General features: G+C 45.3%; 14 protein-coding genes. 10 read left to right on the plus strand and 4 right to left on the minus strand.

Annotated features, from left to right (window positions below; translation table 11 throughout):
- Positions 1-166: 166 nt before the first annotated feature.
- From ACRBG0_RS10425 to argE, 3 genes are all read left to right on the plus strand, one after another.
- On the plus strand, positions 167-1,075 hold the full coding sequence (locus ACRBG0_RS10425) for a glutamate--tRNA ligase family protein (protein ID WP_431486838.1): 909 nt from the start codon (positions 167-169) through the stop codon (positions 1,073-1,075).
- Complete coding sequence (locus ACRBG0_RS10430) at positions 1,072-2,472, plus strand: YfcC family protein (protein ID WP_020534470.1); 1,401 nt, start codon at positions 1,072-1,074, stop codon at positions 2,470-2,472. Before ACRBG0_RS10425 ends, ACRBG0_RS10430 begins: the two co-directional genes overlap by 4 nt.
- A 63-nt stretch (positions 2,473-2,535) precedes the next feature.
- Positions 2,536-3,687 carry an acetylornithine deacetylase gene (argE, locus tag ACRBG0_RS10435; protein WP_431486839.1) on the plus strand — a complete coding sequence of 384 codons (1,152 nt, stop codon included), beginning with the start codon at positions 2,536-2,538 and terminating at the stop codon, positions 3,685-3,687.
- Between the two features lie 533 nt (positions 3,688-4,220).
- Here the strand turns inward: argE and ACRBG0_RS10440 are convergent.
- From ACRBG0_RS10440 to ung, 3 genes are all read right to left on the minus strand, one after another.
- Positions 4,221-4,679 (minus strand): hypothetical protein, encoded by a 459-nt coding sequence (locus ACRBG0_RS10440; RefSeq protein ID WP_431486840.1) that lies wholly within the window; start codon positions 4,677-4,679, stop codon positions 4,221-4,223.
- A gap of 150 nt (positions 4,680-4,829) precedes the next feature.
- Positions 4,830-6,725 carry a hypothetical protein gene (locus ACRBG0_RS10445; RefSeq protein WP_431486841.1) on the minus strand — a complete coding sequence of 632 codons (1,896 nt, stop codon included), beginning with the start codon at positions 6,723-6,725 and terminating at the stop codon, positions 4,830-4,832.
- Between the two features lie 657 nt (positions 6,726-7,382).
- Positions 7,383-8,063: a uracil-DNA glycosylase gene (ung, locus tag ACRBG0_RS10450; protein ID WP_431486842.1), complete on the minus strand. Its 681-nt coding sequence runs from the start codon at positions 8,061-8,063 to the stop codon at positions 7,383-7,385.
- A 109-nt stretch (positions 8,064-8,172) separates the two neighbouring features.
- Here ung and ACRBG0_RS10455 point away from each other — a divergent pair, with 109 nt between their 5' ends.
- The 7 genes from ACRBG0_RS10455 to ACRBG0_RS10485 all read left to right on the plus strand — a co-directional run bounded on the left by ACRBG0_RS10455 (position 8,173) and on the right by ACRBG0_RS10485 (position 15,847).
- A complete protein-coding gene (locus ACRBG0_RS10455) occupies positions 8,173-9,633 on the plus strand; it encodes a T9SS type A sorting domain-containing protein (protein ID WP_431486843.1) in 1,461 nt (486 codons plus the stop codon).
- A gap of 262 nt (positions 9,634-9,895) precedes the next feature.
- Positions 9,896-10,225 (plus strand): thioredoxin, encoded by a 330-nt coding sequence (trxA, locus tag ACRBG0_RS10460; protein WP_431486844.1) that lies wholly within the window; start codon positions 9,896-9,898, stop codon positions 10,223-10,225.
- A gap of 81 nt (positions 10,226-10,306) precedes the next feature.
- Complete coding sequence (locus ACRBG0_RS10465; protein WP_431486845.1) at positions 10,307-10,540, plus strand: hypothetical protein; 234 nt, start codon at positions 10,307-10,309, stop codon at positions 10,538-10,540.
- Positions 10,541-10,638: 98 nt separating this feature from the next.
- Positions 10,639-12,294 carry a glucose-6-phosphate isomerase gene (gene pgi, locus ACRBG0_RS10470; RefSeq protein ID WP_431486846.1) on the plus strand — a complete coding sequence of 552 codons (1,656 nt, stop codon included), beginning with the start codon at positions 10,639-10,641 and terminating at the stop codon, positions 12,292-12,294.
- 338 nt (positions 12,295-12,632) lie between these two features.
- Positions 12,633-14,324: a sodium:solute symporter gene (locus tag ACRBG0_RS10475; protein ID WP_431486847.1), complete on the plus strand. Its 1,692-nt coding sequence runs from the start codon at positions 12,633-12,635 to the stop codon at positions 14,322-14,324.
- A 156-nt stretch (positions 14,325-14,480) separates the two neighbouring features.
- On the plus strand, positions 14,481-15,131 hold the full coding sequence (locus tag ACRBG0_RS10480) for an ABC transporter ATP-binding protein (RefSeq protein ID WP_431486848.1): 651 nt from the start codon (positions 14,481-14,483) through the stop codon (positions 15,129-15,131).
- Positions 15,132-15,136: 5 nt separating this feature from the next.
- A complete protein-coding gene (locus ACRBG0_RS10485; protein WP_431486849.1) occupies positions 15,137-15,847 on the plus strand; it encodes an HAD family hydrolase in 711 nt (236 codons plus the stop codon).
- A gap of 99 nt (positions 15,848-15,946) precedes the next feature.
- Here the strand turns inward: ACRBG0_RS10485 and ACRBG0_RS10490 are convergent.
- A partial coding sequence (locus tag ACRBG0_RS10490; protein ID WP_431486850.1) for a hypothetical protein occupies positions 15,947-16,142 on the minus strand: 196 nt, incomplete at its 5' end.

The raw sequence follows: 16,142 nt of genomic DNA on the forward strand, positions 1-16,142 counted from the left end.
TAATATAGCAAGGGCAATTTTGCGATATATTCCTAAAAGCACCTTTAGGAATTTGAAGGTCGGAAAATTAGCTTAATAAACCTGCATATCCCCATTAATTTCAGTGTAACTACAGCATAATTGAATCCCTTACCAATTTGTGCTGCAACTTCCTATCTTTAGCCGCATGTTACTTAAATTGTTGCCCATTCCAATTCGGTCGCGCCTTGCTCCTACGCCCAGTGGGTTGCTCCACGCGGGTAATGCTTTGAATTTTATCCTTACTTGGTCAATCACAAGGGCACAGAATGGACACCTTCTGCTACGCATTGATGATCTCGACAAAGCTCGCCGAAGGGACAAGTATATCAAAGATATTTTTCAAACGATTGATTGGTTGGGGTTGGATTACGACGATGGCCCACAAGGTGTCGAAGATTTTAAAAAAAAGTGGTCGCAACATCTACGTCAGGAGCTTTATGAGAAGGCGCTCCTAGAACTTAAAGAACAGGGGCATTTATTCGCTTGTAAATGCAGCCGGAAAGACATCCAGGCAATTTCCAAAGATGGCCGTTACCCAGGCACCTGTACCAAGCAGCAGTTAGATTTTGATCAAAAAAACATTGCCTGGCGTGTCCATCCTCCACAGGAACCACTACAACTTCCTATTCATCAGCTCGTAGAAACCAACACCTCTCTGGAGCTAAAAGGAATTGACGCTTTTATTGTAAAACAAAAAGATGGCTTTCCTGCCTACCAACTCGGTTCTATTATTGATGACGAACACTTTGCAATCAACACCATCATCCGAGGCTTAGACCTCCTTGACTCCACCTATTATCAACTTTATCTGGCTCATTTGATGGGTAAAACTGGTTTTCTCAACACCTATTTTTACCACCACGGTATGATCCTTGATGAACAAGGCAAAAAACTATCCAAAAGCGAAAAAGCAACCGCTCTGCAAAGCTGGCGCGAACAAGGGCGCAAACCAGATGAATTATTCCAAAAAGCAGCCAACATTCTTGGCTTGAAAGGCACTTGCAACAACGGCCAGATGTTGGTCAACATCCTAAAAGAAGAACTAACTATATGACAATTTTGAAGGATAAAAAAAAGTGGTACAATTATATTCCCCATCCCGTAGTAATGCTTTTTGGCATTCTGGTTTTAGCGGCCATTCTTACACATATTTTACCAGCAGGCTTGTACGAGCGCGAGGTATTTGGCGAACGCACCAGGGTTATTCCTGGGTCTTATCACACAGTAGCGTCCACACCGGTGGGCTTCTTTGGCTTATTTAAAGCTTTTCCTGAAGGCTTCAAAACAGCCTCATCTATCATTTTTGTAGTGCTGACAAGCGGTATCATGTTTGGTATCCTGGAAAAAACCGGCACTATTGAAAACATGGTGGGTACCGCCATCAAAAAACTAGGACTTAAGCGCCGTTATCTGCTCGTTTTCCTGCTCACCTATCTTTTTGGTTTACTAGGGGTTATTATTGGTTACGAAAACAATATAGCGATGGTTCCCATTGCTGCCGTAGTGGCACTTGCGCTGGGTGGAGACCTGATACTGGCGGCAGGCCTATCCGTAGGCGCCATTACCGTAGGTTTTGGATTGTCACCCGTCAATCCTTATACCGTTGGCATTGGCCACCAGATCGCAGAGTTGCCCCTTTTTTCGGGTGCTCCTCTACGGACGGCCTTATGTTTTCTAGCCCTCACGTTGATGGCTTGGTACAATGTCCGGTACTTCCGTAAACTGGTTACTCAGCCAGAAAATGGTCTGGGAAATGGGTTAGATGAAGCCGGCTTAAAGCTATCCAAACAGTTAGAGGACTACACTATCAGTCCAAACAACGCACTGGTCGGTGGTGTTTTTCTGGCTGGTATTGGCATTATGCTTTATGGCATTTTTGTCCACCATTGGTACTTTACTGAAATTTCTGCCATCTTCATCATGATCGCCATTGCCGCAGGAGTGGCCAACCGTATGTCGGGACAAGCGTTTAGCGAAACAGCGCTACGCTCGATTGGTGTCGTAGCTCCTGGTGCCTTCATGGTTGGCTATGCCACTACGATCAAAGAAGTACTGGAACTGGGGCAAATCAATGATACTATCTCCTACCAGTTATCTCTTCTACTGACGGATCTTCCCACCACTGTTTCCGCCTGGGGAATGAGTATCTGCCAAAGCGTTATTAATCTCCTCATCCCTTCGGGAAGTGGGCAGGCCCTTGCTACCTTGCCTATTATGGTGCCCTTGGGGGAAGTGCTCGGCCTCACGCGCCAAACGACCATCCTGGCCTTTCAGATTGGCGACGGTGTTACTAACCTTTTCAACCCCGCTTTAGGAGGACTCATCGCTATGCTCAGTCTGTGCCGTGTGCCTTTTGATCGCTGGCTACGCTTTATTCTCCCCTTAACCGGGATGTTGCTGATTTTGTCATGGTTGTTTTTGATGGGAGCGGTTTGGTTTGGATACGCTTAATAACAGACCAAGCTTATTGCTATTACTTTTTGCCAACTTACTTTTGCCCAAAATTGACTATTTATGAACGCTCAAGAAATACTCGCACAACTTGTATCCTTTCCTGTACTGGGAGGAGAAAGCAACCTTACGATACTTAAATGGATCACTGACTACCTCGACAAATATGGGGTTAGTTACCAACTTGTGCCAAACGAAGAAGGGAACAAAGCCTCTTTACACGCCCGGATTGGTCCGGCAGTAAATGATGGCATCATCCTCTCCGGGCACATGGATGTTGTGCCGGTTGAAGGACAGGATTGGCATACCGATCCTTTTGTGCTGACAGAAAAAGATGGAAAACTCTACGGCCGCGGCAGTTGTGATATGAAAGCTTACCTGGCTTGTGTCTTGGCTATAGTTCCCAAAATGGTAAAAGCCAAACTCAAGCGACCGATCTACCTTGCGTTTTCTTATGATGAAGAAGTAGGCTGTGTAGCTGCACCTGAACTCATTCAGGCGATCACGGATTTTTATGAAGAGCAACCGAAGTATGCGATCATCGGTGAGCCTTCAGAATTGCAGCCTGTTGTGGGGCAAAAAGGCATCTGTGTTTACAAAACAACCGTTTATGGTTCAGCTGGGCATAGTTCCAGAATTCGCAACGAAGTAAGTGCTATTCATGAAGCTGCACGTTTAGTCATCTGGCTTGAAGACAAGATGAATGCCCTCGTTGATGCTGGCCATACCGACGATCGCTTCATCCCCAACCATACCTCTTTGCACGTAGGGATGTTCAACGGTGGCATTGCACATAATGTCATCGCAGATGAATGTTCTTTCCTTTGGGATGTGCGTAATATCCCCCGAGACAAAATTGAGGATATCCATCTCGATTTTGAAGCGCATTGCGCCAAGGTGCTACCCTCGCTCAGAGAACGGTTTGCCGGTGCAAAGATCAAAACTGAAATGTACCACCCACTGGTGCCGGCATTAGACACCCCCGAACACCTTGATATTGTTCCATTGATTCAGCAACTAAGTGGTGTTGACCAATTACAGACTGTTGCTTATGCCGCCGAAGCCGGGCAGTTCTCGGAAGGCGGCTATCAAAGTGTCATCTGTGGTCCCGGCTCGATTGCACAAGCTCACCGTGCTAACGAGTTTGTAAGCATAGAGCAGATGGTTAAAGGAGTTGCCTTTATCGAGCGCATTCTCACCTACTCATGTGAGTAGTCTTGTTTTCCGTCTTGTTTTTTTATCCTTTTATCGAAACAACAGGAACTAAAAAAGAAAAAGGACGATTATTAGGGTAATACTCATCCTGATCACCACCACAACGTCCGAAAAACGCGCTTGAAACCCTGGACAATAGCGTGGTGAAAAGGTTGGAATACCTAAAGTCAACATTATCCTTAAATTTAGAAGAGAATTGAACTTCTACCACACACGAGACGACTGCCAGTGGCGGTCGTTTTCTTTTTTGGGGAGGTTTCCTGCCTCAATCGTATGATCGCACTGGTACGATTAGGGGTGCGGAGTGCGAGAAGGTGCGGAGTGCGAAGTGCGGAGTGCGAAGTGCGAAAATAGTTCCGGCTTCTGACTTTAGCTGCGGGGTGCTGAAAAGTACAATCGCACTTCTACCCTACGACAAGTAAGGAAGCCCAAGGCACTCCCCTTTCCGTTGAGCGACTAATTCACGACAGATAATCTATTGTTTTTCAACACTTTATCTCCCATACACCATAACCACCATTGGATAATAGGTCTTATTTCATCCTGCTATTCAAATACTTTTTATTCTCATCTAATAAATCTGAGTAGGACTCCAAAAGCGTTTGTTCTCCGTCAATGACATCTACTAGTAAATAGGCGAATTTCAGCATAACCTTTTCATCATTTTCGTTAACATTTTCGTAGGCGAAATCGGCGAACCTTTCCATTTTAGTCGCAAGAAGTGTTGTCTTTAACTCAATGTCCAACAATTGTGATATTAGTTCAAACTCCAACAGTTCCGCCTTATTAGCAACAAAAAACCTTAAGCTTATATTCTTGACAGATGCAACTTGAAATCCACCTGAATTTGATACGAATTCACCAATCGTTTGCTCATTTTCTAAAAAGCCATTTTCAAGCTTTTCATAAAGTTCCAGGTGCCGCTCTAGTACCGTATCAATTTCACGCTGACTTGATATGATTTCACTCTTGAAAGCAGATGGTACGATCACCCAAAGTGCCCCCCGGACTAGCGATGTGAAGTAGCTGCCCGAATAACGGGCAGGCCCGCAGGGCTGAGCGAAGAGCGAACTGCGTAGCGTAGCGCCCCGTCCCAAAGGGCGGGGAGGCCCCTATTTAAAAATATCGAAATACTTCCTTCTTTAGTCTACCGAAGCATTTCCATTGGCATCACCCGATTTTACGGCAATGAAATCCGGCAGCCTGAAGCCTGTCTCCATATTGAAATTAAAGATATTGTTGCGCGGTGCCGGAAACCAGGGGTTGAGGGGGTCTGGAAAGGTATGATCTGCTGAGAAGAATTGCCAAGAAGCTACACTCCCGCTGCCGAAATCGGGGGTAAGCGTAAGTATGAGTTTGCGAATACGGATCATATCCAGGGTCGTCAAAGAGTTGCTATTATTGACATCACAGGCCAGTAACTTGTAGGACGACATCAACTCTGTACCAAGAATATGTTTCTGCATTTTGATGAGATCTGTGATCGTGACGCCGTTGCTGTAGCTACCTTCTTTCGCAAATTCCATCCGCAAATTTCCGGAGGTAGGCATATCTTGCGGGATGGCAAGACGTCCATCTGTGCCCGTGTAGGTCGTAGCGATGAATTGATCATCGACGTAGAAATCTACCCCAACGTTGGCTACCGGTTCATTGTCATCTGTTGTAACCAGCGCTGAACGCAAGCCACCTAATGCATCCAACTGCATAGGGAGAAGGCCCAATGGATCGAGCCATTCTTTGAGTCGGCTGCCCATATCGGGGCCTTCCCAAGCCATTGATAGACGACCAAAATAAGCAATGGTTCCGTCGCAGGTAGTGGTGCCCGCATCGCCATGCAACTGCCCAACAATACGGTGGTGCTTGTCTAACAGTGCACCTCCGGAAGAACCCACTTCCGTCGTACCGTTGGTGTAGGTAACCCGGTAATGGTGGTTAGGAGGAGTGACAACTCCATTGCTCCAAGTGATCTGGTTGGGAAAAATGGTAGCAGTGGTATTTGCCTGCCCAATTTTTTGAATATCACCACGAGGATGGTGAATAATAGCACTAGAATCAGGTGCTACGCCTGAGCGGTCCCAACCCGCAAAATGGAACTCCATGCCGATGGTCGTCTCGGTGTACAAATCCAACAACAGAAAATCCATTGCCCGACGGCCCGCCAAGGAATCACAACCTAAGACAGACCGAAACTCGGGTTCTTCTGCTGGATTTTCACAATCCGAGGAAGCATAGTAAAAGTCGAAACGCCAGAGGTCATAAATGGGGGTATAGGTATCCATACAGTGAAAAGCTGACAAAAACAGCAGGCGACCATCCTGGGCAGTATTGTTGACAAGGGTGCCCGTGCAGTAACCACTTCCCTCCTCTACCACAACAATAATACGGGCAGCAGCATTGCGCTCATTTTGCCATTCATCTGCTTCGGGGCAGGCTACATTATCGTGACAGTCACTAGAGCTGCCAAAGCCAAAATTCAGTAAATCTTTATCTGGGCCGTCATCTTTGTAAACAACATCTACCCGCCAGATATGAAAAGGAACGGTAAAATTGTCGGCAGGTGCCTGGTATTCCACAATCACTTCTTCACCATAGATAATACCCGTAAACAAGCGATCGGTACGGTGGCGCGTCTGCCCGGTATAAGCTCCCATAACTTGGTTGGTGGATGGGGAGTACACAAACATTTTTGCGCCTAGAGGCAAATTGAAGTCTTCGTAAAACAAGAGTAATCCCTGTGCTTCAGGAACTCGGAGGCGGAGTTGCCATACTTGGGTTCCATCGTCGAGTAACGTCCAATTACCATGGCTATTGATATCAACATCGACCTCGACGGGAGCAGCGAAACGATTGGAAGGATTGCGTTCGTCTGCTTTTCTCAACGCTGCTACATCCGGGCCAGCAACACTTAGTAATGGTGCAGGTAGTAGCAATTCAGGTTGTGAAAGACCTAGTGGCAGCCCCCCTGATTGCATTTGAGCAGAAAGGATGCTATTGGTAAATAGCAGAATTATGATCGATAGTAGATAGCGATTCGTCATGAGACCTTTGTTTTTGGGAAACACTCGTCAATTAATTCTCTGATATTTCTGTGTTTAAAGTCCATCGTAAAGCCCCAATGACGCTCCTTATAACAGTCGCTTATAATTTTGGCTTTAGCTTGACCACAATAAATATCAGAGAAAGATCAAATTTAAGAACTTATTGGGAAGTTACCCAATAGTAAAGTGTGTTGTATCTTCTTTTGCTTGGCAAAAAGAAGCAAAACCCAAGGCTTATGACCATTTACCTAAAAATAGGCAGTGAGTGTCCAACGCTTGCGAAGCCGCTCGCCCGGTTACCCTAAATAGAGGAGAGGGAACAGTTCCTTTCCTGTTTTTTCAAGCCTGGGTAAATATGCCTGGGGCTCAACTTNNTATTGCGCAGAAAATAAAATGCGATTAGCTTCGCTGCTTCTGCGAGGTCTTTTCAGGTTTTTCAAATAGTTAAAACTCTTTTGCCATAGGCATCCCTTCGGGGAAATGAATCGTTTATTCAGCTATTATGAAAAACAGAATCGCATTTTGTTTTCGTGCTGTTCCTTTAAGGCAATGTCGATAAAATTATTAACCCCGTAAATCAGAAGGTAAAACACAATTCCCTGCTCTATGGAATTTGATTTAGCGATGCTTTGTCATTTTAGCGCTTGTTTGGGGTACTTACTGAGGCAACTGCCAATGAATCGCCTCTTTACCGTTGGCTTTCAAATATTCATTGGTTTTTACAAAATGTCCGTTTCCAAGAAATCCACGGTGGGCGGAAAAAGGACTAGGGTGGGCAGAGGCTAACACCAAATGCTTGGTTTCATCAATCAGTGATCGCTTTTTTTGGGCGAAAGCCCCCCAAAGAAGGAAGACCAGGTGTTCTTTTTGTGTAGACAAAGTCTGAATTACTGCGTCGGTGAAATTTTGCCAGCCGATATCCCGATGGCTTCCAGGTTTATTTTTCTCAACGGTGAGCATAGCATTCAGTAAAAAGACGCCCTGCTCAGCCCAAGTAGTAAGATCACCGTGGCGGGGGGTAGTAAAATCAGTACTCTCACTCAATTCTTTGTACATATTACGCAGGCTCGGAGGGACACTCACGCCTTTGGGAACGCTAAAACTGAGCCCCATAGCTTGCCCCGGATTGTGGTAAGGGTCTTGACCAAGGATGACCACCTTTACCTTATCAATGGGGGTGGTATCAAATGCATTAAAAATCAGTGAACCCGGAGGGTAAACCAGCTTATTCTCAGCCTTGGCTTGGCGTAAATACCGGGCTACCGTTTGAAAATAAGGCTGCTCAAATTCGTTGGTTAGAGCTACTTTCCAAGATGCTTCAATTTTTACATTACTCATGCCAGGCTTTTTTGTCATTGCAATTACAAAGGTAGATAACGGTAAGGAAACACGCTACTCGCGACCTCGTTTTCCTCTATTTTAGCAGAATACACAAAACCTATCTACTATGCGCTCTTTCACAACACTAATGCTTGTTTTGTTCTCAAGCTCTCTATTTACTCAAGCTTATCAACCATTTATTCAAGACAACCATCGCTGGATGGTGAGCTGGGACTTGGATAATACCCTGTGGGATTTCGATAATTTCTACGAAAATGTTTTCGGGGCAGACACCCTCATCAACGACACCACCTACACCATGGTTTGGCGCAATTACTATGCGCGTACCGGTGAAATTGGTGGCTTTGAGACCATTATCCAGCCTTTTGAACCTGGCTTTCAAGATGAACTCGTCGGTTTTGTTAGAGAAGACACCACGCTACAGCGAGTCTATTTCCGTTCCGAAGACGCGTGGATCAATGACCGGGAATTTCTGCTTTATGACTTCAATCTTGAGGTGGGAGATATGGTATTTGATTCCCTTGTAGGCGCTGGTCCCTATCAGGTAGTACAGGTTACTACTGAATTTTCACACGGTGCATCCCGCCGCATTTGGTCGCTGGATGATGGCCAAACCATCACGGAAGGTATCGGCTCCAACTCTGGTCCTTTTGAAGGCATAACAATCCTGATCAGTGGTGGTTACGTTGAGCTGTACCAGTTTTGTAATCGCCCCGCAATGGATTGCCATGTGGCGGTAGATGGGCTGGTGAATAACCGGAGGCAGATTACGCTGCGCTACCTCATACCTAATATTGAAGGTCCCTGGGAAACGGCTATCCTCTCCTACCGTTTTCAGGACACCGTGCATTTCGATGAAAAGGTATTTTGGAAACTGAGCGGCCCCTCCATCAGTGAAGACATTTACTACCGACAGGTCGGCTCCAAGGTTTATCGTTATCATCCAATGTACGACGAAGACGTAAAACTACTGTTTGACTTTGAGCTACCAATGAATCTATCGTACACCTTTGAAAGCAATTACCCGATGGATTTTTCGGAACAATACTATCACATCGGATCGTCGCCTTTTGTTTTAGACAACGGAGAAGAGCGTAACTCTTTGTTCCTTTTCAATCCGGAACCACAGGCTCCCTGGCAGGAAAATGTGCAATGGGTGGAAGGCATTGGAGATATCCGAAATCCACTATTCCCAGAGGAATACCTAAGTCCTTATTACGATATTGTCACCAGTCAACTGTTGTGCTTCTATGATGATTATGAGGAGGAGCCGATTTATCGAAATCCTTCGTACGAAAACTGTTCCGGAGATATCATTGACCAAACGGAAGAGGCACAACTGCAAGCTATTGAGCTTTATCCGAATCCAAGCAGCGGCCTTGTGTACGTAAAATCACCTGCGGAGGGCCTGCAAATCGTATTTTTTGATCTATTTGGTCGGAAACTCATTACGCAAGAAGCTCCCCAGGCTATTGACCTTACTAATTTTCCCAGTGGTACTTATTTCTATCATATCCTTGACCAGAAAGGAGTAAAAGTTGACAGCGGCAAATTATTAAAGCAATAGACTTACTCTATTCTTGCCCACGCACATCTTTCTATTCACATAACTCAAGCTACCAGACGAAGTAAGTCTAGCTTTAATTGATCATTTCCTCAATCAAAGCTAGGCTTAAGATGGCTATGGGTAAGCTCATTAAGCTTTAATACGGCGGCAAAAGGAAATTTGTCCTGTCTGTTGGGAAAGCTGTCCATTCCTTTCGGAGTATTTCGCCTGCATCTTTGTTGTGTAATTAATCAGTAATCAAAACTTTAATACACGATAAATCATGGCAAAGATCATTCAATCTACCGACGAATTCAACACTATCCTGGCACAAGACAAAACGGTCTTACTGGATTTCTATGCCGACTGGTGTGGGCCTTGTCAAATGCAGTTACCGGTCGTTGATCAGCTTTCTGAAAAATATGCCGACCAACTAGAGGTCTTGAAAATTGACGTTGACAAATATCCAGGACTGGCCCAAGCGTACGGGGTAAGAAGTATCCCGGCTTTATTCCTGGTGCGTGACCAGGCTATCCAAGATAAAATGGTCGGCTACCAATCCGCCACCGTTTTGGAAGGTAAATTTAAGCAACTACAGTTAATAGCAAACTAACGAGACAGTAGCCTTAACATCGAGCTGTCTGTTGGTTTTCATTACGAACAGGCAGCTTTTTTTTGATCAAAAATTCCCATCATGACCTTTTTCCAATTCCTCCAATCTTTATTAAGAAAAAACCAGTCAATACCTGTCAACACTTCTTTTGATTGTCCAAATTGTTGGGGTATCCAGCAGTGGGAGAATGAATACAGAGGTGCTCATTTTGACAACACAAAAGATACTTCTTCGATCACCAAGTCTCGACAAGGCTTTATTCAGCGTTTTGCGGATCGTTATGTTCCTGTAATCCGTAAACCTCGGAGAACGTAAAACCTACTTTAATTTTTCGCTCCTAGCCTTCTTCCTATTTGTATAGCTACCAAAAATGCGCTAACCTTGTGGTCTAAATTATAGATCAATCTACGCTTATGCTTCCGCACATTAATCCGACCAAGACCCAAGCCTGGCAAAAACTCACTGCTCATTTCCAGCAGATGAAAGACCAGCAAATGACCACCCTTTTTGCCAAAGACCCGCAACGGTTTGAACGTTTTTCACAGGATTTTGAAAGCATTCTCCTACTGGATTACAGTAAAAACATCATCACTGATGAAACACTTAAATTACTAACGGATCTAGCCCGCGAATGTGGGTTGGAAAAAGGCATCGAGCAATTGTTTGCTGGTGAAAAGATTAATGAAACCGAAGGCCGAGCTGTACTCCATACGGCATTGCGTAACAGCTCCAATACTCCCGTGATGGTAGATGGAGAGAATGTTATGCCGGATGTAAACAGGGTACTGGATCAGATGGAAGATTTTAGCCGGCGGATCATTACTGGCGAGTGGGTTGGCTACACCGGCAAGCCCATCACTGATGTGGTAAATATAGGTATCGGCGGCTCAGATTTGGGGCCCGTTATGGTCACCGAAGCGCTGCGCCCTTTCTGGCAAGAAGGCCGCCAGGTTCATTTTGTTTCCAATGTAGACAGTACCCATCTGGCCGAAGTTTTACGTAAAGTAGATCACGAGCAGACCCTCTTCATCATTGCATCTAAAACCTTTACGACCCAGGAAACCATGTCGAATGCACATTCGGCTAGAAACTGGTTTCTGGAACATCCTGCGCAGGAAGAAGATGTAGCTAAACACTTCGTGGCTGTCTCTACCAACGCCGACGGGGTGGCCAAATTCGGTATTGATCCCGTCAATATGTTTGAGTTTTGGGACTGGGTCGGCGGCCGCTATTCGCTCACCTCTGCCATTGGTTTATCTATTGCCTGTACAGTAGGTTTTACAAATTTCCGCCAGCTCCTCGATGGTTTTCACGCCATGGACGAGCACTTTCGTACAGCACCGTTTGAGCGTAACATGCCAACCCTCTTAGCATTAATCGGCATCTGGTACAACAACTTCTTCGGGGCCGCTACCGAGGCTATTTTGCCTTACGAACAATACCTGCACCGCTTCCCTGCTTATTTCCAGCAAGGCAACATGGAAAGCAATGGTAAATACGTTGATCGCGAGGGAAACCCCGTCGATTACGAAACTGGCCCCATCATCTGGGGAGAGCCTGGCACCAATGGCCAGCATGCCTTCTACCAACTTATCCACCAGGGTACAAAATTGATCCCTTGCGACTTTATAGCTTCTGCCATCACCCATAACCCGATGGGCGACCACCACCCTATTCTTCTTTCCAACTTCTTTGCCCAAACCGAAGCATTGATGAAAGGTAAAACAGCTGATGAGGTACGTCAAGAACTCAAAGACCAGGGAATGGATGATGCAGCCATTGAAAAGCTCCTACCCTTCAAAGTATTTAAAGGCAACAAGCCCACTAATTCTATTATGCTAAAAGCCTTGACGCCTTACACACTAGGGTTGATCACCGCACTGTATGAGCATAAAATATTCGCTCAGGGTCACATCTGGAATATCTTCAGTTTCGACCAATGGGGAGTAGAACTAGGCAAGCAGCTCGCCAAAGCTATTCAGCCAGAGCTAAAAGGAGACACCCCTATTGCTGCCCACGACAGCTCAACCAATGGGCTGATCAATACTTACAAGCAATGGCGAGAGTAAGTACCACGACATTTTCATTCGTACCAACATTGAAATAAAGCCCCGCATAAAGGCGTTTTTCAAAAATAATACCTTTAATTGCTGTAAAAACACAGAATTCCCTATTTTGGCGCTTCCTTGAGGATACTATATTGTTTCCTCTGATTACAAGGAACGACGAATGACCACAAGAATTATAACTTTATAACAGTCGGGTGATTTCTTTTGAGAGCGATATCCATTGCGGGTAGTCGCTCTTTTTTTTAGCTTGGCTATTTACTGTTTAGCACAACCCATTATCGCTGACTTGTTTGGCTTTATTGAATGAAGAACCTACTTTCTAACACTATCCTCGTTTTATGAATACTACACTTACAATTACTGACTTCCTGGTAATCATAGTCTACTTCGTGGGCATTATCGTTTACGGGATTTCTCAATCCAAAAGAGCCACTTCTGAAGAATATTTCCTTGGGGGGCGTAGCCTTACCTGGCCGGTAGTAGGTATTTCCTTATTTGCGGCTAATATTTCAAGTTCTACCTTAATTGGCTTGGCGGGTTCTGCCTACTTGCTGGACATGACGGTGTATAACTATGAGTGGTATGCGGTGCTGGTCTTGGTATTCTTCGCCATTTTCTTCCTGCCATTCTACCTAAAAAGCGGGGTTTATACCATGCCTGAGTTTATGGAAAAGAGGTATGATGCTCGGTCACGCTACTACTTTTCCTTTATTACTGTAGTAGGTAATGTACTGATTGACACCGCAGCTTCGCTGTATGTAGGAACAATTGTACTGGGGCTAATTTTCCCAACGCTGCCACCATGGGTAGTCATAATTATTCTTGCTGCTTCAGCTGCTGCGTACACGATACCAGGAGGGCTAAACTCCGTAGTAAAAACGGAGGTTATCCAAGCTATTGTACTTATTTTTGGTTCGATCGTCCTCACCTATTACGGCCTCCAAAAAGTAGGCGGCTGGGGCGGTATGGTTGAGCAACTTGACAACCTAAAAGCTGCTGGCGTAATTGATAAAGATGCAAAGGAAGCATTAAGTATTGTAAGGGATAATTCCGGCGAATGGTGGCGTCAATACGACAGTCCTATTGTTCCTTGGTGGGGTCTCATTACCGGTGTCCCCTTACTGGGTTTCTACTTCTGGGCCAACAACCAGTTTATGGTTCAGCGGGTACTCAGTTCCAAGAGCCTTAACCACGGCCGCTGGGGTGCGCTGTTTGCTGGTTTCCTCAAATTACCGGTTATCCTCATCATGGTTATTCCGGGCACCATTGCGTTTCTGATTTTCAAAGATCAGGAGTTTGCTTACCAAACCGCCGCTGGCCCATGTGCAGACCTGGCCAATTGTACCGACTTCACCTATCCTTCCCTCTTGTTCGGTCTTCTCCCTACTGGCCTACTGGGCTTAGTAGTTGCCGGTTTACTCGCAGCAATGATGAGTAGTATTTCTGCCACATTTAACTCTGCTTCTACCTTAATCACGATGGACTTTGTCAATAAGTTCCGTCCTAACATGACCAGTCAACAGCTGGTTCGCTCTGGTCAGATCGCAACGCTTGTACTCGTAATTCTAGCTTCACTGTGGGCTCCCCAAATTGGCAAATACGGTGATCTTTTCAAATACCTTCAAGATGTACTCGGTTACATTGCACCGCCGATAGTTTCGGCATTCCTCCTAGGACTATTCTGGAAAAGAGGTAATAGTCAAGGAAGTTTTTACAGCCTCATGTTTGGTGTGATCATGGCTATTATTTGGGTAACAGGAATCATCGGAGAGGTTGACCACTGGTTCTTCCAAATGCACTTCTTACTCCGTACTACTGTCTTGTTCTTCCTTTGTCTTATCGTGCATATCGTAGTAAGTTTAGCGACGGCTCCACCTGCTGCCAACAAACTAAAAGGCATGATCTGGTCACCAGCACTCATTGCTGAAGAAACCGAAGAATTGAAAGACCTTCCATGGTACCAGAACTATCGTTACCTAGCTGTCATTCTTTTGATCATTACACTCTTTGTAGTGGGTTACTTCTGGTAAGAAGTAAGCAAACATATAAAGCGTATTAATCCAGTGTGCCCAGATGTTAAAACATTTGGGCACACTCCTTTTATACCAATTGATTATAGCTCCTCCTCTTCATCTGTTACTTTCCACTAATTATCCCTACTTTTGGACTCGCAAAAATGGAAACACGTGATCGAAGCAAAGGATATTCGCAAATCCTACGGAAGTCTGGAGGTACTCAAAGGCGTCAATCTTAGCATTGACGAGGGAGAAATCGTTAGCATCGTGGGGCGCTCAGGTGCTGGAAAAAGCACACTGCTCCATATTCTCGGCACCCTCGACAGCCCAGACCAAGGGCAACTGCTCATCAAGGGAGAATCTGTTTTTGATCTCTCCACAAAAAAACTGGCCGCTTTTCGCAATCAGCAGATCGGCTTTATCTTTCAATTCCATCATTTGCTGCCTGAATTCACCGCACTGGAAAACGTTTGTATTCCTGCTTTTATCCAACAGAAGGACCAAAGCATAGCTCAAAATAGAGCCAAAGAATTATTAGATTACCTTGGCCTCAAAGACCGGTTGACACATAAGCCTAACCAGCTTTCCGGTGGAGAACAACAACGTGTAGCCGTAGCTCGGGCCCTCATGAATCAGCCTGCCATCGTCTTCGCCGATGAACCAACAGGGAACCTCGACTCTGGAACTTCCGAAGAATTGCACGAGCTTATCTTCCAACTCCGCAAAGACTTCAAGCAATCCTTCGTCATTGTCACCCACAACGAAGAACTTGCTAAACTTAGTGACCGCCGCTTGGTGATGGAGGATGGTCGTCTAAAATAAGGTTTATGTTTGATTCCGCGACTATCAAATACCTCGCCCTCGACGCCGATGACACCCTCTGGATGAATGAGCCTATCTTCGTTCGCACCCAGGATGCCTGTAGGAAAATCATCGGCAAATACTTGGCTGACCCTAAGGAGATGGACAGCAAACTCTACGAGTACGAGAAGAAAAACCTGCGGCTTTTTGGCTACGGCATTAAGGGCTTTATGCTGTCGATGATAGAAACAGTGATAGAGCTTAGCAGCGGCAAAGTAAACGGCACTGAAATTCAGCAGATCATTGATCTCGGCAAGGAAATGCTCGAACACCCGGTGCATCTCCTGGAAACCGTAGAGAAAAGCGTTAAAACCCTCAGTGAACACTTTGTTCTCATGGTCGTCACCAAGGGCGACTTATTCGACCAGGAAAATAAACTCGCTCGATCTGGGATCGCTGATTACTTTCAAATTGTGGAAGTCGTCAGTGAAAAAAACGAGGTCACCTATCGCAGCCTCCTCCAACGACACAACATCCCTGCAGAACAATTCCTTATGGTCGGCAATAGCCTCAAATCCGATGTACTCCCGGTGCTTCAGGCCGGCGCCCAAGCCATCCATATCCCCTATCACACAACCTGGGAATTGGAGAAAGTAAGCGAGCACAAACTAGCCGATTACACCTATACAGAACTAGGAAGGATGTCAGAATTGGTCGATTTTCTACTGGATCGTTAATAGATGAGTTAAATTCGCGAATTTAGCTCATCTAATTTCCCTTTTCCTATTCGACATCGGCTTCGCCTACGCCATCTGATTACCCCTCCTTAAATGCCCTTATAATCCCTTATAATCCCTTATATGGTTCAAAAAACCTTCAGTGCTTGATAGTTCAATTGTCTGATGGTTCAATAAAAAACGGCAGTCCCCATTTCCTCCAGGAACTGCCGCTTTTGTTTTTCTATATCGTACTATCGAACCAGCTAACGATCCAACAGTCCAACCTAGTTCTATTCCACCACTACGGCTAAAT

Origin of the sequence: Lewinella sp. (assembly GCF_050633125.1) — a bacterium.
GTDB lineage: Bacteria > Bacteroidota > Bacteroidia > Chitinophagales > Saprospiraceae > Lewinella.